We start from the raw sequence: 26,310 nt of genomic DNA, 5'->3' as shown, positions 1-26,310 counted from the left end.
GGCCCTCCTTCTTACTGGTCCACGACCGTGGTGAAGCGGCCCTCGCCCTGCATCACGGCGGTGAAGGCGCCCGGCTCATGGATGTTGAAGACGATGATCGGCAGCTTGTTCTCGCGCGCCAGGCTGATCGCGGCGGCATCCATCACCGCCAGATCGCGCGCCAGCATGTCGAGATAGGTCAGGGTCACGTAACGCTCGGCCTGCGGGTTCTTGCGCGGGTCGGCGGAATAGACGCCATCCACCTGCGTGCCCTTGAACAGGGCGTCGCAGCGCATCTCGGCGGCGCGCAGCGCGGCGGCGGTATCGGTGGTGAAGAAGGGGTTGCCCGAGCCGGCGGCGAAGATCACCACCCGCCCCTTCTCCATATGCCGCTCGGCGCGGCGGCGGATGAAGGGCTCGCAGACGCTGCTCATCGGAATGGCGGACTGCACGCGCGTCGGCACGTTCAGCCGCTCCAGCGCGCTCTGCATGGCCAGGGCGTTCATCACCGTGGCGAGCATGCCCATGCTGTCCGCCTGCGCCCGCTCCATGCCGGAGGAGGCGCCGGCGACGCCGCGGAAGATGTTGCCACCGCCCACCACGACGCAGACCTCGACACCCAGCTCCACCACGCCCTTGATGTCCTGCGCGATGGCGCGGACCGTGGCGTTGTCCAGGCCATATTCCCGGCTGCCCATCAGAGCCTCGCCCGAGAGCTTGAGCAGGACGCGCTTATAGATGGGGGCGGGCATGATGGCGGTTCCGGCGGCAAGAGGCGTGGGGGCGCAAAAACAAGGGGACGGGGCGCGGCACGATAGGCAGCCCCCCGGTGCGGGGCAAGGGCAGGCACGGGCCAAGGCAGGCATGGCCAGGGAGGACATGACAGGCCCGGAGCCCCCGCGCGGGCGGCACGCCTCCCGCCCCGGCCAGGGGTGGATGCGGCGGCGCCCGATGAGGCAACCCAGTCAGGCAACCCAGTCAGGCGATCCAGCCAGGCAACCCGGTCAGGCGAAAGGGGGCGCCGGCCCTGGGCCGGCACCCCCGATCGGGTCTTTCAGCGCGGTCTCAGACCGTGCCGGCGGCGGCGGCAACCTCGGCGGCGAAGTCGCTCGTCTGCTTCTCGATGCCCTCGCCCAGCTGGAAGCGGGCGAAGCCCGTCAGCTTGGCGCCGGCCTTCTGCACGACGGCCTTCACGCGGCTCTCGCCGTCATGCACCCACACCTGCTCCAGCAGCACCACTTCCTCGTAGTACTTGCGGACGCGGCCCTCGACCATCTTCTCGATGATCGCGGCCGGCTTGCCGGAAGCCGCGGCCTGCTCGCTCAGCACGGCCTTCTCCCGCTCCAGGGCGGAGGGGTCAACGGCCGAGATGTCCAGCGCCTCGGGGCGGGTGGCGGCGACATGCATGCCGATCTGGCGGCCGAGCGACTCCAGCGCCTCGATCTCCGAGGGCGCCTCGAGCGCGACCAGCACGCCGATCTTGCCCAGGCCCGGCTTGACCGCCGAGTGGACATAGGAGGCCACCGAGCCGGACGGCACGGTGAAGCGCCTGGCGCGGCGGATCGACATGTTCTCGCCGATCGTGGCGATCAGGCGCGTCAGCTCGTCCTGCACCGAGTGGGTGGTGCCCGGATAGGTCGCGGCCTTCAGCTTCTCCACATCCTCGCCGACGGAGAGGACCAGGCCGGCCACCTCGGCGACGAAGTTCTGGAACAGCTCGTTGCGGGCCACGAAGTCGGTCTCGGCATTCACCTCGACCATCGCGCCCACCTGCGGGCCGGTGGCGGTGCCGACCAGGCCCTCGGCGGCGACGCGGCCGGACTTCTTCGCCGCGGCGGCGAGGCCCTTCTTGCGCAGCCAGTCGATCGCCGCCTCGGCGTCGCCATTGTTCTCCACCAGGGCCTTCTTGCAGTCCATCATGCCCGCGCCGGTCTTCTCGCGCAGGTCGCGCACCATCGCGGCGGTGATCTCAGCCATGGGAATGCTCCTGTCTGGCAGTCTGGATTAGGCCTGGGCCTGGGCTTCGCCGGCCTCGGCCGCGCCCTCGGCTTCCTCGACAGCGGCCAGCTCTTCAGCCGGCAGCTCCTCGACCGCGCCCAGATCCACGCCGGAGGCCTGCAGCTCGGCGCTGATGCCATCGAACACGGCGGCGGCGACCATGTCGCAGTACAGGTTGATGGCGCGGATGGCGTCGTCATTGCCCGGGATCGGGAAAGCCACGCCCTCGGGGTCGGCGTTGGAGTCGACCACGGCGACCACCGGGATGCCCAGCTTGTTGGCTTCCTCGATCGCCAGCTTCTCCTTCACCACGTCGATGACGAAGATGATGTCCGGCAGGCCGCCCATCTCCCGGATGCCGCCCAGCGCGCGGTCGAGCTTCTCGCGCTCGCGCGTCAGCATCAGGACTTCCTTCTTGGTGAGGCCCTGGGTGTTGCCGGCCAGCTGCTCGTCCATCTGCTTCAGGCGCTTGATGGAGCCGGTGATGGTCTTCCAGTTGGTCAGCATGCCGCCGAGCCAACGGTGGTTCACATAATACTGGCCGCAGCGGGTGGCCGCCTCGGCCACATACTCGGCGGCGGACTTCTTGGTGCCGACGAACAGCACGCGGCCACCGCCGGCCACGACGTCACGGATGGCGCGCAGCGCGCGGTCCATCATCGGCACGGTCTGCTGCAGGTCCAGGATGTGGACCTGGTTGCGCACACCGAAGATGAACGGCGCCATGCGCGGGTTCCAGCGGCGGGTGTGGTGGCCAAAATGGACACCGGCCTCGAGCAGCTGACGCAGGGAAACTTCGGGCATCGCCATGGGAAGCGCCTTCCTTCAAAACACGTCCGGTTGAGCCTCCGCGGCGCTTACCCCCCTCTCGGGGGACCGGACCCAGGCATCCCAGGACAGGATGGAAGGGCGCACCGCGTGCGGATTTGCCGGCGCAGGGGACGTCCCGCGCCGGCGCGCCGGGGTATAGAGGGCAAGGCCCCGGCTGGCAAGGAATGGCTGCCCCACCGAGGCCACGCCACCCCCGCCCGGCGCTCCGGGCCAGCGATGCCGAGGCCCTGATCGCCGCCAGCCGCGGCAGAACCACCCCCTCCGCGTCAGCGACGCCCGGCGGGATCATGAGCGAGGGGCCATCGCCGATCGGCCAGAAGAAAAATTAAGAAATTTTCTTCTTTTTGAAAAAAAGAAGCAAAAACTTCTTTCAGATAAATTTGTATTTTAAATTAATTATTTTCATTTCTGGTAATATTTATATTAATATTTATGGTTTTTCAATTCACACAATGCGGCGCATTTTCACGACGCCACATCACGGTAAGACCCATCGGCTCACTCCCCCCCCCCAGGCTCTCCCTGCTCCTCTCCCTGCTCCTCTCCCCACGGCTCTCCCCCTGGCATAACGGGCCGCGCGCCTCTACCTTCCGCCCGTCCTAGCCGACCGGAGCTGATCCCTTGCGCCTCTCCCGCGCCTTCCTGCCGACCCTCAAAGAAGTTCCCGCAGAGGCCTCGATCGCCTCGCACAAGCTGATGCTGCGCGCCGGCATGATCCGCCAGACCTCGGCGGGCATCTATGCCTGGCTGCCGCTCGGCCTGCGCGTGCTGCAGAAGGTGAGCCAGATCGTGCGCGAGGAGCAGGACGCCGCAGGCGCCCAGGAAATCCTCATGCCGACCATCCAGAGCGCCGAGCTCTGGCGCCAGTCCGGCCGCTACGACGACTACGGCAAGGAGATGCTCCGCATCACCGACCGGCATGACCGGGAGATGCTCTTCGGCCCGACCAACGAGGAAATGGTCACCGACATCTTCAAGTCCTATGCCCGCTCCTACCGCGACCTGCCGCGCAACCTCTACCACATCCAGTGGAAGTTCCGCGACGAGATCCGCCCCCGCTTCGGCGTGATGCGCGGCCGCGAATTCCTGATGAAGGATGCCTACTCCTTCGACCTGGACGCCGAGGCCGCCCGCCTCTCCTACAAGAAGATGTTCGTGGCCTATCTGCGCACCTTCGCGCGGATGGGGCTGAAGGCCATCCCGATGCGCGCCGATACCGGCCCCATCGGCGGCGACCTCTCCCATGAATTCATCATCCTGGCGGAGACGGGCGAGAGCCAGGTCTACCTCCACAAGGACCTGCTGGATTTCGACGTGCTGGCCCAGAAGCCCGATTATGAGGGCGACCTGGACCCAACCGTGAATTTCTGGACCAGCCGCTACGCCGCCACCGACGAGATGCACGACGAGGCCGCCTGGAACGCCATCGGCGCGGAAAACCAGGTCTCCGCCCGCGGCATCGAGGTGGGCCACATCTTCTACTTCGGTGAGAAGTATTCGAAGTCGATGGGCCTCACCGTCGCCGGGCCGGATGGCAACCCGCTGGTCCCGCAGATGGGCAGCTACGGCATCGGCGTCTCCCGCCTGCTCGGCGCGCTGATCGAGGCCAACCACGACGAGGCCGGCATCAAGTGGCCGGACGCCGTGGCCCCCTTCCGCTGCGCCATCCTCAACCTCAAGCCGGGCGACGCGGCGGCGGATGCGCTGTGCGAGACGCTCTACGCCGCCCTCGGCACCGAGGCCGTCTATGACGACCGCGGCGAGCGCGCGGGCGTGAAGTTCGCCGATGCCGACCTCGCCGGCTATCCGTGGCAGGCCATCATCGGCCCGCGCGGCGCCGCCAAGGGCATCATCGAGCTGAAGCGCCGCGCCACCGGCGAGCGGCAGGAGGTCTCCCTCGAGGCCGCGCTGGCGCAGATCCTCGGGAAGTAACGGCACCATGTTCGGGGCCTTCGAGCGGAAGGTCGCGTTCCGCTACCTGCGGGCGCGCAAGGGCGAGCGCTTCGTCTCGGTCATCGCCACCTTCTCGCTGGTGGGCATCGCGCTGGGGGTCGCCACGCTCATCATCGTCATGAGCGTGATGAACGGCTTCCGGCAGGAATTGCTGGGCCGCATCCTCGGGCTGAACGGGCATCTCGGCGTCTATGCCGCCGCCTCCGGCCCGGGCGGCGGCCTGCGCGACTATGACGACATCGCCGCCCGCGTGCGGCAGATGGCGGGGGTGGCCAGCGCCACCCCCATCGTCGAGGGGCAGGTGCTGCTCACCAGCGATGCCGGCGGCGCCGCCGGCGGCCTGGCCCGCGGCATCCGCCCCGAGGACCTGCGCGCCCGCCCGCTGCTGGCCGGCAATATCCGCGCCGGCAGCCTCGACGCCTTCCAGGGCGAGGACACCATCCTGATCGGCACCCGCCTCGCCCAGAAGCTGGGCCTCGGAGTGGGCGGGCGGATCACCCTGGTGGCGCCGCAGGGGCGCACCACCGTCATCGGCACCGTGCCCCGGATGAAGACCTACACCGTGGCCGCGCTGTTCGAGGCGGGGATGAACGAATATGACAGCAGCTACGTCTTCCTGCCCCTGCCGGCGGCGCAGCTCTTCTTCCAGATGCGCGACTCCGTCTCGCAGATCGAGGTCTTCGCGCGGGACCCGGACAATGTCCGCGCCGTGACGCGCGAGATCCTGCGCGGCCTGACCCAGCCGGTGCGGGTGCTGGACTGGCAGGCGGCCAATTCCTCCTTCTTCGCCGCCGTGCAGGTGGAGCGGAACGTGATGTTCCTCATCCTCACCCTCATCATCGTGGTGGCGGCCTTCAACATCGTCTCCTCGCTGATCATGCTGGTGAAGGACAAGGGGCGGGACATCGCCATCCTGCGCACCATGGGCGCCACGCGCGGCGCCATCATGCGGGTCTTCCTGATCTGCGGCACCTCGATCGGCGTGCTGGGCACGGGCATCGGCTTCGCCCTCGGCCTCGTCTTCTGCCTCAATATCGAGAGCATCCGGCAGGCCCTCCAGGCGCTGACCGGCACGCAGCTCTTCAGCCCCGAGGTCTATTTCCTCACCCGCCTGCCCGCCGTGGTGAACCCGCAGGAGGTGGTGCAGGTGGTGCTGATGGGCCTCGGCCTCTCGCTGCTGGCCACGCTCTACCCCTCCTGGCGCGCCGCGAAGACCGACCCGGTGGAGGCCCTGCGCAATGAGTGAGACGCGCCTGCACCTCGCCGCCGTCGAGCGCCGCTTCCGCACCGAGGCCGGGGAACTCCCCGTGCTGCGCGGCGCCGAGCTGACCCTCTCCGCCGGGGAGATCGTCGCGCTGGTGGCGCCCTCCGGCACCGGCAAATCCACCCTGCTGCACCTCGCCGGGCTGCTGGAACGCCCCGATGCCGGGGAGGTGTTTGTCAGTGGCCAGCCCACCGGCACCCTGAAGGACGAGGCGCGCAGCGCCCTGCGCGGCCGCGCCATCGGCTTCGTCTACCAGTTCCACCACCTGCTGCCGGAATTCACCGCGCTGGAAAACGTGGTGCTGCCGCAGATGGCGGTGGGCACGGCGGAAAAGCCCGCCACCGCCCGCGCCACCGAACTCCTGGCCCGCTTCGGCCTGTCCGGCCGCGAGGGCCATCGCCCGGGCCGCCTCTCGGGCGGCGAGCAGCAGCGCGTGGCCATCGCCCGCGCCCTGGCCAACCGCCCCGGCCTGCTGCTGGCCGATGAGCCGACCGGCAACCTGGACGTCGCCACCTCCGACCGCGTCTTCGCCGAATTGCTGGAGGCCGTGCGCGGCGCCGGCGTCGCGGCGCTGATCGCCACCCATAATCCGGAACTGGCGGCGCGCATGGACCGTGTGGTGACGCTGCGCGACGGGAAGATTGTAGGTCTTTGAAAATTATAAAATAATCTTCTTTTTCTGAAGAAAAAGAAGCAAAAAGACTTTTTCAGGCTGCCGCCGTCTCCCGGCACGGCGGGACGCCAAACGGAGAAAAGTTTTTTGGTTCTTTTTTTCAAAAAAGAACGAAGACTCTCTCTGCCTCCAAGGCGTTCCCGCCTGTGCTAGACTGCCAGGCATGAGCACCGGCGCCTTTGTCCACCTGCATGTCCATTCCGCCTATTCCCTCGCCGAGGGGGCGATCAAGGCGGAGAAGCTGGCCGATCTGGCGAAGGCGCAGGGCATGCCCGCCGTGGCGCTGACGGACACGGCCAATATGTTCGGCGCGCTGGAATTCTCCAAGGCCTGCTCGGGCAAGGGGGTGCAGCCCATCATGGGCTGCCAGCTCTTCCTCACCCGCGGCGCCGCCGATGACCGGGCCGAGGTGCTGCGCCTGCCGCCGGACCCGGTGGTGGCCCTGGCCATGAATGCCGAGGGGCTGGAGAATGTGCAGCGCCTCTCCTCCAAGGGCTTCCTGCGTGACGACGCCTCGGGCCGCCCCACCGTCACGCTGGAACTGCTGAAGGAACACGCCGCCGGCGTCACCCTGCTGACGGGGCCGAGCACCACGGGCCCGCTCGGCCGGCTGTTGCTGGAAGGCCGCCGCGACGCCGCGCTGCGCCTGCTGGAAGAACTGAAAGAAAGCTTCGGCGGGGACCGGCTGGTGGTGGAGCTGACGCGCCACGGGCTGGAGATCGAGCGCGCGCTGGACCCGGCGCTGGTGGCGCTGGCCGATGCCGCCGGCCTGCCGCTGGCCGCCGCCAACGACATCTACTTCGCCAAGCCCGAGATGTACGAGGCGCATGACGCGCTGCTCTGCATCGCCGAGGGCCGCACCCTGGCCGAGCCGGACCGCCGCCGCGTCACGCCGGAGCATTTCTTCAAGTCGGCCGAGGCGATGCGGGCGCTGTTCAAGGACCTGCCCGAGGCCTGTGACAACACCCTGGCCATCGCCCGGCGCTGCGCCATCATGGCCGAGACGCGCAAGCCGGAACTGCCGATCTGCCCCAAGGTGCAGCCCGGCATGACCGAGGCCGAGACGGTGCGCGACATGGCCCGGCGCGGCCTGGAGGCGCGGCTGGACGCCCAGGCGACGCCGGAGGCGGAGCGCCCCACCTACCGCAGCCGGCTGGAATTCGAGCTCGACATCATCGAGAAGATGGGCTTCTCGGGCTACTTCCTGATCGTGGCCGACTTCATCCAGTGGGCGAAGGAGCACGGCATTCCGGTGGGGCCGGGGCGCGGCTCGGGCGCCGGCTCGGTGGCCGCCTGGGCGCTGACCATCACCGACCTCGACCCGCTGCGCTTCGGCCTGCTCTTCGAGCGCTTCCTGAACCCTGAGCGCGTCTCGATGCCGGATTTCGACATCGACTTCTGCCAGGAGCGGCGCGACGAGGTCATCCAGTATGTCCGCCGCGAATATGGCGAGGACCGGGTGGCGCAGATCATCACCTTCGGCCGCCTCCAGGCCAAGGCGGTGGTGCGCGATGTGGGGCGCGTCATGGGCATGCCCTATGGGCAGGTCAACAAGATCGCCGAGCTGATCCCCTTCAACCCGGCCAAGCCGGTGACGCTGCAACAGGCGCTGGATGGCGAGCCGCGCCTGCAGGAGATGCGCCAGGCGGATGAGATGGTGGACCGCCTGATGGAGACGGCGCTGGTGCTGGAGGGGCTCTACCGCAACGCCTCCACCCATGCCGCCGGCGTCGTCATCGGGCGCAAGCCGCTGATCGACACCGTGGCGCTCTACCGCGACCCGCGCTCCGACATGCTGGTGACGCAGTACTCCATGAAATACGTGGAGAATGCCTCGCTGGTGAAGTTCGACTTCCTCGGCCTGAAGACGCTGACGGTGCTGCAGCGCGCGGTGGAGATGCTGGCGGAGCAGGGCATCACCATCGACCTCGCCACCCTGCCGCTGGACGACAGGCGCACCTACGACATGCTGGCCAAGGGAGACTCGGCCGGGGTGTTCCAGTTCGAAGGCCAGGGCATGCGGGACTGCCTGCGCATGATGCGCCCGGACCGCTTCGAGGACCTGATCGCCGCCGTCTCGCTCTACCGCCCGGGGCCGATGGCCAATATCCCGGCCTACTGCGCCCGCAAGCATGGCGAGAAGTGGGAGCCGGTGCACCCGGCCATGCGCCACCTCGTCGAGGAGACCTATGGCATCCTGGTCTACCAGGAGCAGGTCATGCAGATCAGCCAGGACGTGGCGGGCTATTCGCTCGGCGGCGCCGACCTGCTGCGCCGCGCCATGGGCAAGAAGATCCGCTCCGAGATGGAGGCACAGAGAAAAATCTTCGTCGATGGCGCGGTGAAGAACGGCGTGCCGGAGGACAAGGCCGGCGAGATCTTCGACCTGATGGAGAAGTTCGCGGAATACGGCTTCAACAAGTCGCATGCCGCCGCCTATGCGCTGGTCGCCTACCACACCGCCTATCTGAAGGCGAACCACCCGGTGGCCTTCCTCGCCGCCTCCATGACCTTCGACATGGACAAGACGGAGAAGCTGGCCAACCACATGCAGGAGGCCTCGCGCCTTGGCATTCCGGTGCTGCCGCCGGATGTGAACCGCTCCGCCGCCGATTTCCGCATGGAGCGGCTGGAGGACGGGCGGGAGGCCATCCGCTTCGCCCTGGCCGCGGTCAAGCGCGTCGGCCTCCAGGCGATGAAGGACCTGGTGCGGGCGCGGGATGCGAAGGGGCCGTTCCGCTCCATCGCCGAATTCGCCGGGCGGGTGGACCCCAAGCTGCTGAACAAGATGCAGCTGGAGAACCTCGCCCGCGCCGGCGCCTTCGACAGCCTGGAGAAGAACCGGGCGAAGATGACGATGGGGGCCGAGGTCATCCTGCGCCGCGCCCAGGCGGCGGCGGAGGAGCGCAATTCCAGCCAGATCGGCCTGTTCGGCGGCGGCGATGCCCGGCCCGAGCCGCTGCGCCTGCCCAATGTGGCGGACTGGCCGGAGCTGGAACGGCTGACGCAGGAGGCGGAGGCGGTGGGCTTTCATCTGTCGGCCCATCCGCTCGACACCTATCGCGAGGTGCTGAAGAAGCTGCGGGTGACGCCGATCGCCCAGTTGCAGGTCAAGGCCGAGGCGGGGGCGGGCATCCTGAAGCTGGCCGGCACGGTGGTGAACAGCAAGGAGCGCACCACCCGCACCGGCAGCCGCATGGCCTGGCTGCGGCTCTCCGACGCCAGCGGCAGCACGGAGGTGACGCTGTTCTCCGAGGTGCTGCTGCGCGCCCGGCCGATCCTCACCGAGGGCCATGCCGTGCTCGTCACCTGCGAGGCGCGGATGGAGGGCGAGACGCTGCGCCTGACCGCCCAGGGCATCGAGGAACTGGACAAGGCGGCGAGCGGCATCGGCCAGCAGATCCGCCTCTGGATCGAGGATGCCGCCGCCGTGGAGCCGGTGCGCGAGATGCTGCTGCGCGAGGGCCAGGGGCGTGGCCGCGTCGTGCTCATCCCGCGGCTGGGCGAGGGGCAGGAGCTGGAAGTCATGCTGCCCGGCAGCTGGAATGTCTCCCCCCGGCTGGCGCAGGCGCTGAAGGTGGTGCCGGGCATCGCCCAGGTGGAGGCCGGCTGAGCCGGGCCAGGGGAAAAGAGGCCGGGGGAAAGCAAGCCAGGGGGAAAAAGGGGCGCTCCATCCTTCCTTTACGACCGGCCTGATATCCGAGAGGCGGATTTCCGGGGGGCAGGGCCGCCATGGTGATGTCACGCCATTCCATCGTCACCCTGCTGGGGTGCCTCTGCGCGGTGCCTTTAGCAGCGGTCCTCCTGCTCTCCGGCATGATGCTGCTGGACGGCTATGGCCGTTTCACCCGCGCCGAGCGCGCCGTGCAGACGGCGGAGCTGGACCGGCTGGCCTTCATGGCCATGCAGCAGACCCGCACCGTGGCCGGCGACCTGGTGACCCTGGCCCAGGGCATGGAGCAGCCGCGCGACGAGATGGAGCGCCGCTTCCGCCCGCTGGAGACCATGCTGCGCGAGACGATGGTGGCGCTGGAGGGGGCGCGGGGCCGGCCGGAGGAGGAGCGCGCGGCGCTCGGCCCGGTGCGCGCCAGCCTGGATGAGCTGGCGCGCGGCTATGCCGCGACGCTGCAACAGGCCGACCGCCCGATGGCCCAGCGGAGCGCGCAGGAGGTGAACAAGGTCCTCCTGGCCGGGCGCGTGGTGTCGGAGGCGCTGACCCGGCTGGGCGAAATCCTCTCCACCGAGATGCGGCTGACGGATGGCACCTTCGCCGAGCTGGTGGCGGTGCGGCAGGCGGCCTGGGAGGGGCGCTCCTCCTATGGCGCGCAATGTACCGCGACGCGCGCCACCATCCTGACCGGCCGCCCCCCCACCCCCGCGGTGCAGGCGGAGCTGGGGCGGCTGCGCGCGCGCTACGGGCTGGCGGCGGAGCAGCTGGAGGGGCTGCTGCGCCGCGCCGATGCCCCCGCCCGGCTGCGCACCGCCTATCAGGCGGCGAAGGCGGAGGTGGAGGCCACCCAGCAATGGATCACCCAGAACTTCGCCCGCCTGGAGAGCGCGGGCGGGCAGCCACTGATGTCGGCCATCGCCTGGACGGATCGCTGCGCCACCCCCTACCCGCTGCTCATCGCCATCGGCATCGGCGCGCTGGAGGAGGCGCAGGCCCATGCCCGCGACCTGCGCGAGAACGCGCTGTGGGACACGGCGGGCTTCGCCGTGCTGCTGGCGGGGGCGGGGGTGCTGGGCCTCGTCGTGCTGCTGATCCTGCACCGCCGGCTGGGCCAGCCGGTCGGGCAGCTGCGGCAGGCGCTGGAGCGGATCGCGGGGGGCGACCTCGCCACCCCCGTGCCCCTGCCGCGCGCCCGTGATGAGCTGCGCCAGCTGGGCGAGGCGCTGGAAGCCCAGCGCCGGGGCGCCGCCGAGGCCGAAGTGATGCGCGCGGCCGACCAGGCGCGCCAGCGCCAGGAGGCGGAGCGTGCCGCCACCCTGGCCCGGCTCTGCCAGGAGTTCGAGGGCAATGTGGCCGCCGCGCTGAAGGCGCTGGACCATGCCGGCGGCCAGATGGAGCAGACGGCGACGCAGCTCCAGCAGCAGGCGGCGCAGGCGGAGAGCGAGGCGGGCCGCGCCTCCGGCTCCGCCGGCTCCGCCATGGAGAATGTGAACACGGTGGCCGCCGCGACGGAGCAGCTCAGCGCCTCGGTGCGCGAGATCGCGGCGCGGGTGCAGGCCTCCGCCCAGGAATCGCGCGGGGTGCTGGAGCAGGCGGAGCGCAGCGGCGCCTCCGTCCAGGCGCTGAGCAGCGCCGCCGAGCGCATCGGCGAGGTGGTGGGGCTGATCCGCCGCATCGCCGAGCAGACCAACCTCCTGGCGCTGAACGCCACCATCGAGGCGGCCCGGGCCGGGGAAGCCGGCAAGGGCTTCGCCGTGGTGGCGAGCGAGGTGAAGAGCCTCGCCAGCGAGACGGCCCGCGCCACGGATGGCATCGCCGAGCTGGTGGCCGAGATCCAGTCCGCCACCGGCGGCACGGTGGGGGCGATGCAGGCCATCGCCGCCGGGATCGCCAGCATCGACAACGCCTCCGCCGCCATCGCCGCCGCGGTGGAGCAGCAGAGCGTGGCCACGCAGGAGATCGCCCGCAGCGTGCAGCTCGCGGCGTCGGGAACCCAGGCGGTCACCCACTCCATCTCTGGCGTCGCCGCCGGCAGTCGGGAGACGCGCTCCGCCGTCGGGGTGCTTCAGGAGGCGGTGCGGGAACTCTCCGGCACCGGCCGCAGCCTGCGCGAGCGGGTGGAGCGTTTCCTGGGCGGTGTGCGCTCCGCCTGAGGGCGCGGAAATCCCACGCCAGGGCGTCCTCCCTGCCCTTCTGGCCCTGCCCCAAAAAAAAGGGCCACACCAGGAGGTGCGGCCCGAGTTTAGGGAGGAAACGCCAGTCACACGGCAGGAAGAGAACCAGCTCTCTTCCTGGGGCTCATGGTGCCGCCACCCCCTCTTCGCTGCAATGCAAAAACACCCCGGCTCCGCCAAAAAAACAGGCGAAAAGGGGCGCTTTGCTAAAACCAGGGCAATGCCGCGCGCAGGACAGGCAAAACTGCCTAATCCCCAGGCATCGCCAGCCAGCCCTGGCGGAAGCTCAACATGTCACTCGTCACCAGTTCATAGATTCCCGCAAAGATCAGCGTGGCCGCCAGGGTCGTCCACAGCGCCTTGCGCCACAGCATCGGCGCCTGTGGCGCGCCGCGCCAGCCGCCCGGCGCCTTGCCCTCAGCATCCGGCTTCACGCCGATGGGCAGCATGGCGAAGAGCACGGTCCACCACACGAGGAAGTAAACCATTACGCCCGTGAACCAGTTCATCACAGCCTCTTGTGCTTGGCTAAAAGCCCCCCGCAGCCTCCAGCCAGCGCCCCTGATGGTGGGGTCCGGGGGGACCCTGTCCCCCCGGCGGGAGGGTCTGGGAGGGCAGCGCCCTCCCAGGGCTCACACCCGGATCAGATGCACCTCGACGCTCGGCCGCTTGCGCAGCCGGCGGGAGACGGCCTTGCGCAGCGCGGTGCGGGCGGCATCGCGCAGCATGTCATCCTCGCGCTTCAGCTCCGGCGGCAGCTCGGTCACCAGCCGCGCCAGTTCATCGGCGATCTGCCCCGGCTCCGCATCGGCCATGTCGAAGAGGCCCGGCGCCGAGACCTGCGGGCTGCCCATCACGCGGCCGGACTGGTCCACCGCCAGCGACGCCACCACGATGCCGTTGAACAGCATCCGCCGCCGCGCGCCCAGCACGCCGCCTTCCAGCGGCAGCAGGCGCTCCCCATCCAGCACGAGGCGCCCGGTGGGCACGCCCTCCACCACCTCCGGCGCGGCATTGCCGCCGGAGAGCGGGGCAAGGCGCAGCACATCGCCATCCTCCACCAGCACGGGGGTGGCCCCCATCTGGCGGGCCAGCGCCGCATGCTCCTGCAGGTGCCGCCACTCGCCATGCACCGGCACGGAGAAGCGCGGCTTCACCAGGCTATAGAGGCGGCGCAGCTCGTCCCGCGCCGGGTGGCCGGAGACATGGACCATATGGTCATCCGCCGTCATCACCTTGCAGCCGCCGCGGGCAAGATCGTCCTGCATCTGCAGGATGGCGCGCTCATTCCCCGGAATCATGCGCGAGGAGAAGATGACCGTATCCCCCTCCCCCAGCGAGATGCGCGGGTGGGTATCGGCGGCGATCTTCGCCATGGCCGAGCGCGGCTCACCCTGGCTGCCGGTGCAGATGATCAGCAGCTGGTCATCGGGCACGTCATCCGCGTCATCCTCGGTGAGGAAGGGCGGCACCGCCTGGAGATAGCCGCATTCGCGCGCCGCCGCCTCGGCATTGCGCAGGCTGCGGCCGAACAGCGCCACCTTGCGCCCCGCCGCCTGCGCCGCCAGCGCCACGGATTCGATGCGCGCGATATTGGTGGCGAAGCAGGTGACCGCCACCCGCCCCTTCAGCTGGCGGATCAGCGCCGTGAAATTGCGGCGCACCTCGCCCTCGCTGCCGGAATGGCCTTCCACCAGGGCATTGGTGCTGTCGCACACCATGGCCAGCACGCCCTCGCGGCCCAGTTCGGCGAAGGCGGCCTCATCGGCCGGCTCGCCCACCAGCGGGTCCGGGTCCAGCTTCCAGTCGCCGGTGTGCAGCACCGTGCCATAGCGCGTGCGGATGGCGAGCGACTGCGGCTCCGGCACCGAATGCGTCACGCGGATGAAGCGCAGCGTGAAGGGGCCAAGCTCCACCGTCCCGCCCAGCGGCACGGTGACGAGCTTCACCTGGTTGAGCAGCCCGGCCTCGGCCAGCTTGCGCCGCAGCACGGCGGCGGCGAAGGGGCTGGCATAGACAGGGCAGCGCAGATGCGGCCAGAGCGGCGCCACCGCGCCGATATGGTCCTCATGCGCATGGGTGATCACCAGCCCCAGCAGCTTGTCCTTGCGGTCCGCCAGCCAGGCCGGGTCGGGGACCATGACCTCGGCCTCCGGCTGCTCCGCGCCGCCGAAGCCGATGCCGCAATCCACCGCCAGAAGCTGCCCGTCGCAGCGATAGGCGTTCAGGTTGAGGCCGATCTCCCCCGTCCCGCCCAGCGGGATGAAGGCAAAGTCTCCATTGTCCAGATCCATTGATACTCGCCAGTTGAGTGTGTCGGTGCAGTGTGTGCCCCTCGGGGCAGGTTCCTTGGCCCTCGCATGCCCGTCAGTCCGCCTCGGACCGGAGCGCGTCAGGCAAACTCGTGCGCTGGAAGATGGGGACGGGGTTGCGCTCCGCCAACAGGCGCAGCCCCTCCAGCGTGATATCGGGGTCCGTGCGCTCCAGCACCGGCGTGCCCTCGGCGAAGAGCGGGGCCAGCCCGCCGGTGCCGATGACCTTGAGCGGTGCGCCATACTCGGCGGCGATGCGCGCGACGATACCTTCCACCAGACCCACATAGCCCCAGAAGATACCGGATTGCATCGCCGGAACCGTCGAGGTGCCGATCACGGATTGCGGACGGCCGATGCCGATGCGCGGTAGCCGCGCCGCCGCCTTGTGCAGCGCCTCGATGGACAGGTTGATGCCGGGGGCGATCACGCCGCCCAGATAGCCGCCATCGCGGTCCACCACATCGAAGGTGGTGGCGGTGCCGAAATCGATGACCACCAGCGGGCCGCGGTAATGGTGATGCGCGGCCAGGGCGTTCAGCAGGCGGTCGGCGCCCACCTCGTCCGGCCGGTCCACCCGGATGGGGAAGCCCCATTCCAGTGGCGCCCGCGCCACCAGCGGCTCGCAGGAGAACCATTCGCGGCAGAGGCGGCGGAGATTGTAGAGCGCCGCCGGCACCACCGTGCCGATCACGCAGCGCTCGATCTGCTCCGCCCGGATGCCGGCATGGCCGAGCAGCGCCAGCAGCCACACCGCGTATTCGTCGCTGGTGCGCGCGGCATCGGTGCGGATGCGCCAGCGCCCGCGCCACTCCGCGCCATCATGGATGGCGAAGACCACATTCGTATTGCCGGCATCGATGGCGAGCAGCATCGTTTTCCTCTCCCCGGCCAGCATGGCGGCCACCTTTCCGGCCCGCCCGCGGCCGGCCCTGGTCTAGCCCGCGACCTCGCCGGACGCCACGGCGACCAGCCCGGAATTGTTGCATAGCAGCAATCGACCCTCCTCGGTCAACCCGCGGTAGAGGCCGGACAGCTCGCCCTGGGGCTGGCGCAGGGAAAGCGGGGTGTCCAGCCGGGGGCCGCGCGCCATCCACGCCTCCCGGAGCGGGGGAAAACCTTCGGTCAGGAGGCGGTTGCGCCAATGCGCCAGCGACTCGAGCAGGGCCCAGGCGAAGACCACGGGCTCCGGCGGGGTGATGCCCTCCTGGGCCAGGGAGGCGGTCGGGCGGTCCGGCAGGGCGGGCGCCTCGGCCAGATTCACGCCGATGCCGGGAATGACCCAGGCAATGCCCCCCGCCATGTCGGGCTGGCCCTGCGTCAGGATGCCGGCGCATTTGGCGCCGCCCAGCAAAAGATCATTCGGCCATTTGACGGACAGGCGCGACGGGTCGGGCAGGAAAGGTGCCAGCGCATCGGCCAGCGCCACCACCGAAAGCAAAGACCAGAAGGGTAGGCTGCGCGCCGGGGCCTGCGGGCGGAGGAGAACAGACAGAAAAAGATTGCCGGTGGGGGAGTGCCAGGGGCGGCCCTGCGTGCCACGGCCCGCGCTCTGGCGGCGCGCCAGCACGGCCAGGCCCTCAGGCTCGCCCGCGGCAGCGGCGGCCAGGATCAGGTCCTGGGTGCTCGGCAGTTCGTCATGGACGGCGAGGCGCCAGGACAAGGGAGGGAGAGACGGTAAGGACATGAGCACCAGGATAAAAAAAGAGCCTGGGGGAATGAATTCCCCCAGACCCCCTTCTTTTTTCTGTCCGTTGGGACGGGTCAGCCGACCAGCGCGTTCACCGCCGCCTGCGCCGCGGCCAGGAACGGGGCCGGGAACAGGAAGAAGAAGATGGTGAAGAGGCCCGTGCCGGCCAGCACAACGGAAAGGCTGGTCGGGCGCGGATCCAGCGCATCGCCACTGTCGAAATACATGACCTTAATGACGCGCAGGTAATAATAGGCGGAGATGGCGGAGGTCAGCACGCCCACCACGGCCAACACCCAGTAGCCGCCCTGGACAGCCGCCAGGAAGACGTAAAGCTTGCCGAAGAAGCCGGCCAGCGGCGGAATGCCCGCCATGGAGAGCATGAAGAGGGTCATGGCCAGGGCCATGGCCGGGTCCGTCTTGCCCAGGCCGGCGAGGTCGTCCACCCCCTCCAGCGCGCGGCCCTTGCGCCGCATCGCCACCAGCACAGCAAAGGCGCCGACATTGGTGAAGAGGTAGATGGCGATGTAGAGCAGCAGGCCACGCAGGCCCAGCTCACTGCCCACCGCGAGGCCCATCAGCGCATAGCCGACATGGCCGATCGAGGAATAGGCCATCAGGCGCTTGATGTTCTTCTGCCCGATCGCCGCCAGCGCGCCCAGGATCATCGAGCCCAGCGAGGCCAGGATGATGACCTGCTGCCACTGCGCCACGAGGTCGCCGAATGGGCCGGCCGCCACGCGGGCCAGCAGCGCGATGGCCGCGACCTTGGGGGCGGAGGCGAAGAAGGCCGTCACCGGCGTCGGCGCGCCCTCATAGACGTCCGGCGTCCACATGTGGAAGGGCACCGCCGAGACCTTGAAGGCCAGCGCCGCCAGGACAAAGACGAGGCCGATGACGAGGCCGAAGGGCGCGCCGCTCGCCGCCCCGACCGCATCGGCGATGCGGTCGAAATTGGTCGAGCCGGAGAAGCCATAGATCAGGCTGGAGCCATAGAGCAGCAGGCCCGAGGCCAGCGAGCCGAGCACGAAATACTTCAGGCCGGATTCCGCCGAACGCTCGCTGTCGCGGTTGAAGGCGGCGATGACGTAGAGCGAGAGCGAGAGCAGTTCGAGGCCCATATAGAGGGCGATGAGGTCATTGGCGGAAATCATGACCATCATGCCCAGCGTGCTGAACAGCAGCAGCAGCGGGTATTCGAACTTCGCCAGCCCTTCCTTGGCGTTCCAGTCGAGGGCGACGAGCAGGCCGAGCCCGGCGCCGGCCACCACCAGCAGCTTCACGAAGCGGGTGAAGGCGTCCGAGACATATTGCCCGCCAAAGGCCACGCCTTCCGGCTGGGCCAGCACCAGCACGCCGGCGAGCAGCAGCCCGCCCAGCACCGCCATGTTGATGGCGAAGCTGGTGTCGCGCCTGGGCAGCACGCCGGCGACCAGGGCGGCAAGCCCCGACAGCGCCAGCGCGAGCTCGGGGAGGATGAGGGTCCAGTTCATGCCCGTCACATCCCGGCCAGACGCGGCAGCGCCATCGCGGCTTCATGCCGCGTGACGAGCGCCGCGACGCTGGCCTCGAAGAAGGAGAGGAAGGAGGAGGGATAGACCCCCATCCACAGCGTCAGCAGCACCAGCGGCGCGAAGGTCACGTATTCGCGCGGGCTGAGGTCCAGCAGGGCCTTCAGGTCCTCGCGGGTGATCTTGCTGAAGACGACGCGGCGATAGAGGTAGAGCATATAGGCCGCGCCCAGGATCATGCCGAGGCCCGCGCCCAGCGCCACCCAGGGGCTGGCATGCCAGGCCCCCACGATCACCAGGAACTCGCCGGGGAAGCCGGCGGTGCCGGGCAGCGCGACGGAGCCCATGGTGAACAGCATGAACACCATCGCATAGGCCGGCATGATCTTGGCCACGCCGCCATAGCGGGCGATCTCGCGCGAGTGCACCCGGTCATACAGCACGCCGACGCAGAGGAAGAGCGCGCCGGAGACGACGCCGTGGCTCAGCATCTGGAAGATGGCGCCGGAAATGCCCTGGTGGTTCAGGGTGAAGATGCCGATCGTCACGATGCCCATATGGGCGACCGAGGAATAGGCGATCAGCTTCTTCATGTCCTCCTGCGCCAGCGCCACCAGCGAGGTGTAGACGACGGCGATGACGGAGAGGGCGAAGATCAGCGGCGCGAACCACTCGGTGGCCTGCGGCAGCAGCGGCAGCGAGAAGCGCAGGAAGCCATAGGCCCCCATCTTCAGCAGCACGCCGGCCAGGATGACGGAACCGGCGGTCGGTGCCTCCACATGCGCGTCCGGCAGCCAGGTGTGGACGGGCCACATCGGCACCTTCACCGCGAAGGAGGCGAGGAAGGCCAGGAACAGCCAGACCTGCAGCGTGGGCGGCAGATGCAGCTCGAACAGCGCCGGGATGGAGGAGGTGCCGGCCTCATACCACAGCACCAGCATGGCCAGCAGCATGAGCAGCGAGCCGAGCAGGGTGTAGAGGAACAGCTTGTAGGCCGCATAGACCCGGCGCGCCCCGCCCCAGACGCCGATGATGAGGAACATCGGGATCAGGACGCCCTCGAAGAAGATGTAGAACATCACCATGTCCAGCGAGCTGAACATGCCGACCATCATCGTCTCGAGCACCAGGAAGGCGACCATGTATTCGCGCACCCGGTTCTGCACCGCCTCCCAGGAGGAGAGGATGCAGAGCGGCGTCAGCGCGGTGGAGAGCAGGACGAAGAGCACCGAGATGCCGTCCACGCCCATGTAGTAGCCGAGGCCGAATTCCGGCATCCAGTCCAGCTTCTCGACGAACTGGAAGGCCGCCGTCGTCTTGTCGAACTGGAACCACAGGATCAGCGAGAGCCCGAAGGTGATCAGGCTGGTCCACAGCGCCGTCCAGCGGGCGTTGGAGGCGATGGCCGCCTCCTCCCCCCGCACGAAGAGGATGATGGCCGCGCCCACCAGCGGCAGGAAGGTGAGCAGCGACAGCAGGGGAAATCCCGCGGTGTTCATCGGCCAACCCCGAAGAGGAAGATGGAGACGAAGAGGACCAGCCCGATGATCATGGCGAAGGCATAATTCGCCACCCGGCCGGACTGGAGCTTCACCACCCGCAGCGAGGCCAGGGCGGTCAGGCTGGCGGCGCCATTGGGCATGCCGTCGATGATCTTCACATCGCCCACCTTCCACAGCAGCTGCGCCAGGCAGCGCGCGGGCTGGACGAAGAGGCGGTCATACAGCTCGTCGAAGTACCACTTGTTCAGCAGGAAGCGGTAAAGGCCGGGCACGGCCGCCGCCACCTTCCCCGGAATGGCGGGGGCGAACATGTAGAGCACATAGGCGAGGGCGATGCCGGCCAGGCCCACCACCGTCGGCGCCAGCGGCACCCAGCCCGGGACCTCGTGGGCCTCGTGCATGATGTGGTTGTGCGGGGCGTTGACGATGGCGCCGTTCCAGAACTCGGCCCAGTGGTGGCCGACGAAGTCGTCATAGAAGACCGCGCCGGTGAAGAGCGCGCCGAGCGCCAGCACGAAGAGCGGGATCAGCATGACCGCCGGGCTCTCATGCACGTGCTCCATCGTGTGATGGTCGGCCCGCGGCGCGCCGTGGAAGGTCATGATGATGAGCCGCCAGGAGTAGAAGGCGGTCAGGAAGGCGGCGATGATGCCGCAGGTGAAGGCATAGGTGGCGGTCCAGCCATGGCCGGCGAAGGCCGCCTCCAGGATCATGTCCTTGGAGTAGTAGCCGGCGAAGAAGGGCGCGCCCGCCAGGGCCAGCGAGCCGATCCAGAACATGGCGTAGGTGATGGGGATCTTCTTCCAGATCCCGCCCATGCGGCGGATATCCTGCTCGTCCGACATGGCGTGGATGACGGAGCCCGCGCCCAGGAAGAGCAGCGCCTTGAAGAAGGCGTGGGTGAAGAGGTGGAACACCGCCGCCTGATAGGCGCCGACGCCGACGGCGAAGAACATGTAGCCGAGCTGCGAGCAGGTCGAATAGGCGATGACCCGCTTGATGTCGTTCTGCACCATGCCGACCGAGGCGGCGAAGAGCGCCGTCGTCGCGCCGATGACGGTGACGAAGCCCAGCACGTTCGGCGCGTATTCGATGATGGGCGACATGCGCGCCATCAGGAAGACGCCGGCGGTGACCATGGTGGCGGCATGGATGAGGGCGGAGACCGGGGTCGGGCCCTCCATCGCGTCCGGCAGCCAGGTGTGCAGGCCGATCTGCGCCGACTTGCCCATGGCGCCCAGGAAGAAGAGCAGTGCGATCACCTCAAGCACCGGGTAGCCGGCGAAGGTGAGCTTCTGCGCCGCCTCGACGCCCTGGAAGATGCTGTCGAACTCGATGCTGCCGAAGGTCCAGAAGGTCAGGCCCATGCCCAGCATGAAGAAGAGGTCGCCCACGCGGTTGACGATGAAGGCCTTCATCGCCGCGCGGTTGGCGCTTTCCTTCTCATACCAGTAGCCGATCAGCAGGTAGCTCGCGAGGCCCACGCCTTCCCAGCCGAAGAAGAGCTGGAGCAGGTTATCGGCCGTCACCAGCATGAGCATCATGAAGGTGAAGAGCGACAGATAGGCGAAGAAGCGCGGCTGCGTCGGGTCATGCGACATGTAGCCGACGCTGTAGAGGTGGATCATGGTCGAGATCAGCGTGACCATGCCCACCATCATGGCGGAGAGCGTGTCGAAGCGCAGCGCCCAGGAGAGCTGCAGCCCGCCGGCATCGAGCCAGGTCATGATCTCGACCGTGGCCGGGGCGTGGCCGAGCGCGACCTGCGCGAAGGCCGAGAGACCGCAGAAGGCGGCGAGCGCCATGCAGATCACGGTGGCCCACTGCGCGGGCTTGTCACCGATCCAGCGGCCCAGGAAGCCGGAGATCGAGGCGCCCAGCAGCGGGAAGAAGACGGCACCGACAAACATGCGCCTAGCCCTTCAGAGTGGAGATATCCTCCACCTCGATGCTGCCGCGGTTGCGGAAATAGATGACCACGATGGCGAGGCCGATCGCCGCCTCGGCCGCCGCGACGGTCAGCACGAAGAGGGTGAAGACCTGCCCGGTGAGATCCTGCAGCGCCGAGGAGAAGGCGACCAGGTTGAGGTTCACCGAGAGCAGGATCAGCTCGATCGCCATCAGGATGACGATGACGTTCTTCCGGTTCATGAAGATGCCGAAGACGCCGAGCACGAAGAGGATCGCGCTCACCGTCAGGTAGTGGCCAAGGCCGATGGTCAGCATCTCAGTGGTGCCCCCCGCCGTGATGGTCGTCATGCCCGTGGCCATGCGCATGGCCATGCGCGTCGTGGTGGACGGCCTTGGGCTTGGGCGCCTCCGGCAGGGCCGGGCGCAGGATGCCGAGCTGGCCGAGGCCGGTGCGCGCCGGCACCTGCTTCAGCGCCACCGCCTCGGCGCGCGCGACCTGCACGGCGATGTCCTGGCGGCGGCTCGTGGCCGGCTTGTCGCGCAGCGTCAGCACGATGGCGCCGATCATGGCGACCAGCAGGATCAGCCCCGCCACCTGGAAGAGGTAGACATAGTCCGTGTAGATCAGCTGGCCGAGCGCATGGGTGTTGCTGACCCCGCCCTCCGGCATGGCGTTGAGCCGCAGCGCCGCGGCATCGGGGGCGAATTCCCACGATCCGAAGACGAAGAGCAGCTCCAGGAAGAGGATCGCCCCGATCACCGCGCCGATCGGCGCGTAGCGCTGGAAGCCTTCCCGCAGGCGGCTGAAGTCGATGTCCAGCATCATGACGATGAACAGGAACAACACCGCCACCGCGCCGACATAGACGATGACCAGGATCATCGCCAGGAATTCGGCACCCGCGATCAGGAACAGCGCCGCGGCGTTGAAGAACGCCAGGATCAGGAACAGCACGCTGTGCACGGGATTGCGGCTGGTCACCACCATGACCGCGGACGCGATCAGGATGGCCGCGAAGACATAGAAGGCGAGTGCGGCAATCATTGCAGCCCGCCCGCGTGCAGATGCAGCATCATGGCACCGTTCCAAATGAGCCGTCCTGGCAGGAGGACGGGGCCGTGAAGGAAGGCCGTGGGGAGGGACACGACCGGACCCCTCCCCGCCGCGGGATCAGCGGTAAGGCGCGTCGAGTTCGAGGCGACGGGCGATCTCGGGTTCCCACCGGTCGCCATTCGAGAGCAGCCGATCCTTGTTGTAGATCAGCTCCGCCCGCGTCTCGGTCGCGAACTCGAAATTCGGCCCCTCGACGATGGCATCGACCGGGCAGGCTTCCTCGCACATGCCGCAATAGATGCACTTCGTCATGTCGATGTCGTAGCGCGTGGTGCGGCGGCTGCCATCCTCACGCGGCTCGGCCTCGATGGTGATGGCCAGCGCGGGGCAGACGGCCTCGCACAGCTTGCAGGCGATGCAGCGTTCTTCCCCATTGGGGTAGCGGCGCAGCGCGTGCTCCCCCTTGAAGCGCGGCGAGAGCGCCGTCTTCTCGAAGGGGTAGCTGATCGTGCTCTTGTTGGGCGCGAAGAAATACTTGAGCGTCAGCGCCATGCCCGAGGCCAGTTCGGCCAGCAGGAAGCTGCGCGCCATGCGGTCCAGCGTCGCCATCTCTCACCTCGCCGCGCGGGGGCAGCCCGCGCTTCCGGGTTGGACAGGGGAAATCATGCGGGGGATCAGGGGCAGGCTCATGCCGGCAGCCACCCCATGATCTTCAGCACGAAGGCCGTCAGCACCAGCCAGCCGAGGGTGAAGGGCAGGAAGACCTTCCAGCCCAGCCGCATCAGCTGGTCGTAGCGGTAGCGCGGGAAGGTCGCGCGCACCCAGACGAAGGCGAAGAGGCAGAGGCAGATCTTGAGGATGAACCAGATCGGGCCCGGCACCCAGTTGAAGGGCGCGATGTCGAAGGGCGGCAGCCAGCCCCCGAGGAAGAGGATGGCGGTCATCCCCGACATCAGGATCATGTTGGCGTATTCGCCCAGGAAGAACAGGGCGTAGGTCATGGAGGAGTATTCCACCATGAAGCCCGCCACCAGCTCGGACTCGCCCTCCGCCAGGTCGAAGGGCGGGCGGTTCGTCTCGGCCAGGATCGAGATGAAGAAGATGATGAACATCGGGAAGAGCGGGATGAAGAACCACACGGTCTTCTGCGCCCGCACCACGTCCGAGAGGTTCAGGCTGCCCACGCAGAGCAGCACCGTCACGATGATCAGGCCCATCGAGACTTCGTAGGACACCATCTGCGCCGCCGAGCGCAGCGCGCCCAGGAAGGCGTATTTGGAGTTCGAGGCCCAGCCGGCGATGACGATGCCATAGACGCCGAGCGAGGAGATGGCCAGCAGGTAGAGCACGCCCACATTGATGTCGGCGATGGCCCAGCCATCATTCACCGGGATCACCGCCCAGGCGATCAGCGCCAGGATCAGCGTCAGCATCGGGCCGAAGATGAACAGCCCGCGGCTGGCGCCGGAGGGGATGATCGTCTCCTTCAGCAGCATCTTCAGCGCGTCGGCGAAGGGCTGCAGCAGGCCGAAGGGGCCGACCACGTTCGGCCCTTTGCGCATCTGCATCGCCGCCATGATCTTGCGCTCGGCATAGGTCATGTAGGCGACGCCGATCAGCAGCGGCACCAGCAGCGCCAGGGTCTGCGCCACCGTGATGGCGAGGATCCCGATGGGGGAAGCGAGGAAAGCGTCCATGCCTCGTTACTCCGCCGCCAGCTTCGGCGTGGCGTCGTTGTAGATGCGGCTGCACTCGGCCATGGTGCCCGAGGCGCGGCTGATCGCATCCGCCTGCCAGTAATCGGTGATCGCCAGGGCGAAGGGCGCCGTGCCCAGCGCGCCGCCGGCGCCCGTACCCGTCGCGCCGCCGGCGCGGGGGCCGGTGGTGTCGGCGCAGCCGCCGGCCAGCCGCCCATCCACCGCGCCGAGCAGCGGGTTGGCCGCCACCATGCGGGCGCGCAGCGCCTCCAGCGTGTCGAAGGAGAGTTCGACGCCAAGGGCGGCGCCGGCGGCGCGCAGGATGCGCCAGTCCTCCCGCGCCTCGCCCGGCGGGTGCACCGCCAGGCGGCCGCGCTGCACGCGGCCCTCGGTGTTGACGTAGGTGCCTTCCTTCTCGGTATAGGCCGCGCCGGGCAGGATGACATCCGCCCGCGCCGCCGCCCGGTCACCATGATGGCCCTGGTAGACGACGAAGGTGTTCTCGCCGATCAGCGCCGGGTCGAAGCCATCAGCGCCGAGCAGCCACAGCGCATCGACACCGCCGCCCAGCATGCCGGCAAGGTCCAGCCCGCCCGGGCCGGGCACGAAGCCGGCCTCCAGCGCGCCGACCTGCCCGCCGAAGAGGTGCAGCAGGTTGAAGCCGTGCCATTCCGGCGTCAGCGCGCCGGAGCGCTGGGCCAGTTCCCAGGCGGCGGCCAGCACGGCCGCGCCATCGGGCCGGGCGGTGGCCGCGCGGCCCAGCAGGATCATCGGCTTCTGCGCGCCCTTCAGCACCTCGGCGAAGGCACCCTGGCCGGCCAGCAGCGCCGCCAGCGCCTCCGGCCCATCGCCCAGATGCTCGGCCTTGTAGGTGAGGTTCAGCCCCTTCGGGCCGATATAGGCCACCTTCAGCCCGCCGCCGACGAAGCGCTTGCGGATGCGCGCGTTCAGCACCGGCGCTTCCTGGCGCGGGTTGCTGCCGATGATCAGCAGCGCATCCGCCTCGTCCACCCCGGCGATGCCGCTGTTGAACAGGTAGAAATCGCGGCGCGAGACATCGAGCGCCGCGCCATCCTGCCGGCAGTCCAGATTGGCCGAGCCGAGGCCCGCCATCAGCGCGCGGAGCGCGAAGGCGCTCTCGGCATCGACCAGATCACCGGCCACGGCGCCCAGGCGATGGCCCGGCAGCCCCTTGAACTTCGCGGCGATGACGCCGAAGGCCTCTTCCCAGCCAGCCGGGCGCAGCTTTCCGTCCGTCCGGATCCAGGGGCGGTCGAGCCGCTTGCGCTTCAGCCCGTCGAAGGAGAAGCGGCCACGGTCGGCCATCCACTCCTCGTTCACATCCTCATTGGTGCGGGGCAGGATGCGCAGCACCTCGGGGCCGCGCGTGTCGATGCGGATATTCGCACCCACCGCGTCCAGCACGTCGATGCTGTCCGTCTTGCGCAGCTCCCAGGGGCGGGAGACGAAGGCATAGGGCCGGCTGGTCAGCGCGCCGACCGGGCAGATGTCGATCAGGTTGCCCGACAGCTCGGTGGTCAGCGCCTTCTCGACATAGGTGCCGATCTGCATGTCCTCGCCGCGGCCGGTCGCACCCAGCTCCGGCACGCCCGCCACCTCGGTGGCGAAGCGCACGCAGCGGGTGCACTGGATGCAGCGGGTCATGATCGTCTTGACCAGCGGACCCATGTACTTGTCCTTCACCGCGCGCTTCTGCTCGCGGTAGCGGCCGCCCTCGCCGCCATAGGCCGTCGCCTGGTCCTGCAGGTCGCACTCGCCGCCCTGGTCGCAGATCGGGCAGTCGAGCGGGTGGTTGATCAGCAGGAACTCCATGACGCCGCGGCGGGCCTTGCGGACCACCTCGCTATCCGTGAAGACCTTCATGCCGTCGGCCACCGGATAGGCGCAGGAGGCGACGGGCTTCGGCGCCTTCTCCACCTCGACGAGGCACATGCGGCAATTGCCGGCCACCGAGAGGCGCTCATGGTAGCAGAAGCGGGGAATTTCCTTCCCCGCCGCCTCGCAGGCCTGGAGCACGGTGGAGCCGTTGGGGACCTCCACCTCGATCCCGTCGATCGTAACCTTGGCCAT

The 26,310-nt window shown here is 68.6% G+C and carries 20 protein-coding genes; 5 read left to right on the top strand and 15 right to left on the bottom strand.

What is annotated here, in order from left to right; translation table 11 throughout:
- Nucleotides 1-11: 11 nt before the first annotated feature.
- The 3 genes from pyrH to rpsB all read right to left on the bottom strand — a co-directional run bounded on the left by pyrH (nt 12) and on the right by rpsB (nt 2,787).
- On the bottom strand, nt 12-731 hold the full coding sequence (gene pyrH / locus NON00_RS09455) for a UMP kinase (protein WP_256020069.1): 720 nt from the start codon (nt 729-731) through the stop codon (nt 12-14).
- A gap of 313 nt (nt 732-1,044) precedes the next feature.
- Nucleotides 1,045-1,956, bottom strand: a complete 912-nt coding sequence (tsf, locus tag NON00_RS09450) for a translation elongation factor Ts (RefSeq protein WP_256020068.1) — start codon at nt 1,954-1,956, stop codon at nt 1,045-1,047.
- A gap of 27 nt (nt 1,957-1,983) precedes the next feature.
- Complete coding sequence (rpsB, locus tag NON00_RS09445; protein ID WP_256020067.1) at nt 1,984-2,787, bottom strand: 30S ribosomal protein S2; 804 nt, start codon at nt 2,785-2,787, stop codon at nt 1,984-1,986.
- Nucleotides 2,788-3,429: 642 nt separating this feature from the next.
- On the opposite strand from rpsB, the gene proS reads away from it, so the two are divergent.
- The 5 genes from proS to NON00_RS24740 all read left to right on the top strand — a co-directional run bounded on the left by proS (nt 3,430) and on the right by NON00_RS24740 (nt 12,521).
- Entirely contained in the window at nt 3,430-4,740 is a 1,311-nt protein-coding gene (gene proS, locus NON00_RS09440) for a proline--tRNA ligase (protein ID WP_256020065.1), read from the top strand.
- Nucleotides 4,741-4,747: 7 nt separating this feature from the next.
- Entirely contained in the window at nt 4,748-6,007 is a 1,260-nt protein-coding gene (locus tag NON00_RS09435) for a lipoprotein-releasing ABC transporter permease subunit (RefSeq protein ID WP_256020064.1), read from the top strand.
- Complete coding sequence (locus tag NON00_RS09430; protein ID WP_256020063.1) at nt 6,000-6,680, top strand: ABC transporter ATP-binding protein; 681 nt, start codon at nt 6,000-6,002, stop codon at nt 6,678-6,680. The genes NON00_RS09435 and NON00_RS09430 overlap by 8 nt, the downstream gene beginning before the upstream one ends.
- 181 nt (nt 6,681-6,861) lie before the next feature.
- Entirely contained in the window at nt 6,862-10,311 is a 3,450-nt protein-coding gene (gene dnaE, locus NON00_RS09425; RefSeq protein WP_256020062.1) for a DNA polymerase III subunit alpha, read from the top strand.
- 119 nt (nt 10,312-10,430) lie between these two features.
- Complete coding sequence (locus tag NON00_RS24740) at nt 10,431-12,521, top strand: methyl-accepting chemotaxis protein (protein ID WP_305123281.1); 2,091 nt, start codon at nt 10,431-10,433, stop codon at nt 12,519-12,521.
- Nucleotides 12,522-12,790: 269 nt separating this feature from the next.
- Here NON00_RS24740 and NON00_RS09410 read toward each other — a convergent pair whose 3' ends face one another.
- From NON00_RS09410 to nuoG, 12 genes are all read right to left on the bottom strand, one after another.
- Complete coding sequence (locus NON00_RS09410) at nt 12,791-13,051, bottom strand: DUF1467 family protein (RefSeq protein WP_256020061.1); 261 nt, start codon at nt 13,049-13,051, stop codon at nt 12,791-12,793.
- Between the two features lie 123 nt (nt 13,052-13,174).
- Entirely contained in the window at nt 13,175-14,836 is a 1,662-nt protein-coding gene (locus NON00_RS09405) for a ribonuclease J (protein WP_256020060.1), read from the bottom strand.
- A gap of 73 nt (nt 14,837-14,909) precedes the next feature.
- Nucleotides 14,910-15,728, bottom strand: coding sequence for a type III pantothenate kinase (locus tag NON00_RS09400; protein ID WP_256020059.1), 819 nt, complete (start codon nt 15,726-15,728; stop codon nt 14,910-14,912).
- A gap of 63 nt (nt 15,729-15,791) precedes the next feature.
- A complete protein-coding gene (locus tag NON00_RS09395; RefSeq protein WP_256020058.1) occupies nt 15,792-16,541 on the bottom strand; it encodes a biotin--[acetyl-CoA-carboxylase] ligase in 750 nt (249 codons plus the stop codon).
- Between the two features lie 77 nt (nt 16,542-16,618).
- Nucleotides 16,619-18,037, bottom strand: coding sequence for an NADH-quinone oxidoreductase subunit NuoN (nuoN, locus tag NON00_RS09390; RefSeq protein ID WP_256020057.1), 1,419 nt, complete (start codon nt 18,035-18,037; stop codon nt 16,619-16,621).
- Between the two features lie 5 nt (nt 18,038-18,042).
- On the bottom strand, nt 18,043-19,554 hold the full coding sequence (locus NON00_RS09385) for an NADH-quinone oxidoreductase subunit M (protein WP_256020056.1): 1,512 nt from the start codon (nt 19,552-19,554) through the stop codon (nt 18,043-18,045).
- Nucleotides 19,551-21,467, bottom strand: a complete 1,917-nt coding sequence (gene nuoL, locus NON00_RS09380; protein WP_256020055.1) for an NADH-quinone oxidoreductase subunit L — start codon at nt 21,465-21,467, stop codon at nt 19,551-19,553. Before nuoL ends, NON00_RS09385 begins: the two co-directional genes overlap by 4 nt.
- A gap of 4 nt (nt 21,468-21,471) precedes the next feature.
- Nucleotides 21,472-21,783 (bottom strand): NADH-quinone oxidoreductase subunit NuoK, encoded by a 312-nt coding sequence (nuoK, locus tag NON00_RS09375; protein WP_256020096.1) that lies wholly within the window; start codon nt 21,781-21,783, stop codon nt 21,472-21,474.
- Nucleotide 21,784: 1 nt separating this feature from the next.
- Nucleotides 21,785-22,513, bottom strand: coding sequence for an NADH-quinone oxidoreductase subunit J (locus NON00_RS09370; protein WP_256020054.1), 729 nt, complete (start codon nt 22,511-22,513; stop codon nt 21,785-21,787).
- Nucleotides 22,514-22,639: 126 nt separating this feature from the next.
- Nucleotides 22,640-23,131 (bottom strand): NADH-quinone oxidoreductase subunit NuoI, encoded by a 492-nt coding sequence (gene nuoI, locus NON00_RS09365; protein WP_256020053.1) that lies wholly within the window; start codon nt 23,129-23,131, stop codon nt 22,640-22,642.
- Nucleotides 23,132-23,208: 77 nt separating this feature from the next.
- Complete coding sequence (gene nuoH, locus NON00_RS09360) at nt 23,209-24,219, bottom strand: NADH-quinone oxidoreductase subunit NuoH (protein WP_256020052.1); 1,011 nt, start codon at nt 24,217-24,219, stop codon at nt 23,209-23,211.
- Nucleotides 24,220-24,225: 6 nt separating this feature from the next.
- Entirely contained in the window at nt 24,226-26,310 is a 2,085-nt protein-coding gene (nuoG, locus tag NON00_RS09355; protein WP_256020051.1) for an NADH-quinone oxidoreductase subunit NuoG, read from the bottom strand.

This window comes from Roseomonas sp. GC11, assembly GCF_024437745.1.
Taxonomy (GTDB): domain Bacteria; phylum Pseudomonadota; class Alphaproteobacteria; order Acetobacterales; family Acetobacteraceae; genus Pseudoroseomonas.
Note: the sequence above shows the minus strand (reverse complement) of the source record. Positions and strands in the feature narration are given on the sequence as shown.

Excerpts from the sequence above, each read along its gene's own strand:
- pyrH (WP_256020069.1), bottom strand. The coding sequence starts at position 731 with ATGCCCGCCCCCATCTATAAGCGCGTCCTGCTCAAGCTCTCGGGCGAG.
- tsf (WP_256020068.1), bottom strand. The coding sequence starts at position 1,956 with ATGGCTGAGATCACCGCCGCGATGGTGCGCGACCTGCGCGAGAAGACC.
- rpsB (WP_256020067.1), bottom strand. The coding sequence starts at position 2,787 with ATGGCGATGCCCGAAGTTTCCCTGCGTCAGCTGCTCGAGGCCGGTGTC.
- NON00_RS09435 (WP_256020064.1), top strand. The coding sequence starts at position 4,748 with ATGTTCGGGGCCTTCGAGCGGAAGGTCGCGTTCCGCTACCTGCGGGCG.
- NON00_RS09430 (WP_256020063.1), top strand. The coding sequence starts at position 6,000 with ATGAGTGAGACGCGCCTGCACCTCGCCGCCGTCGAGCGCCGCTTCCGC.
- dnaE (WP_256020062.1), top strand. The coding sequence starts at position 6,862 with ATGAGCACCGGCGCCTTTGTCCACCTGCATGTCCATTCCGCCTATTCC.
- NON00_RS24740 (WP_305123281.1), top strand. The coding sequence starts at position 10,431 with ATGGTGATGTCACGCCATTCCATCGTCACCCTGCTGGGGTGCCTCTGC.
- NON00_RS09410 (WP_256020061.1), bottom strand. The coding sequence starts at position 13,051 with ATGAACTGGTTCACGGGCGTAATGGTTTACTTCCTCGTGTGGTGGACC.
- NON00_RS09405 (WP_256020060.1), bottom strand. The coding sequence starts at position 14,836 with ATGGATCTGGACAATGGAGACTTTGCCTTCATCCCGCTGGGCGGGACG.
- NON00_RS09400 (WP_256020059.1), bottom strand. The coding sequence starts at position 15,728 with ATGCTGCTCGCCATCGATGCCGGCAATACGAATGTGGTCTTCGCCATC.
- NON00_RS09395 (WP_256020058.1), bottom strand. The coding sequence starts at position 16,541 with ATGTCCTTACCGTCTCTCCCTCCCTTGTCCTGGCGCCTCGCCGTCCAT.
- nuoN (WP_256020057.1), bottom strand. The coding sequence starts at position 18,037 with ATGAACTGGACCCTCATCCTCCCCGAGCTCGCGCTGGCGCTGTCGGGG.
- NON00_RS09385 (WP_256020056.1), bottom strand. The coding sequence starts at position 19,554 with ATGAACACCGCGGGATTTCCCCTGCTGTCGCTGCTCACCTTCCTGCCG.
- nuoL (WP_256020055.1), bottom strand. The coding sequence starts at position 21,467 with ATGTTTGTCGGTGCCGTCTTCTTCCCGCTGCTGGGCGCCTCGATCTCC.
- nuoK (WP_256020096.1), bottom strand. The coding sequence starts at position 21,783 with ATGCTGACCATCGGCCTTGGCCACTACCTGACGGTGAGCGCGATCCTC.
- NON00_RS09370 (WP_256020054.1), bottom strand. The coding sequence starts at position 22,513 with ATGATTGCCGCACTCGCCTTCTATGTCTTCGCGGCCATCCTGATCGCG.
- nuoI (WP_256020053.1), bottom strand. The coding sequence starts at position 23,131 with ATGGCGACGCTGGACCGCATGGCGCGCAGCTTCCTGCTGGCCGAACTG.
- nuoH (WP_256020052.1), bottom strand. The coding sequence starts at position 24,219 with ATGGACGCTTTCCTCGCTTCCCCCATCGGGATCCTCGCCATCACGGTG.
- nuoG (WP_256020051.1), bottom strand. The coding sequence starts at position 26,310 with ATGGCCAAGGTTACGATCGACGGGATCGAGGTGGAGGTCCCCAACGGC.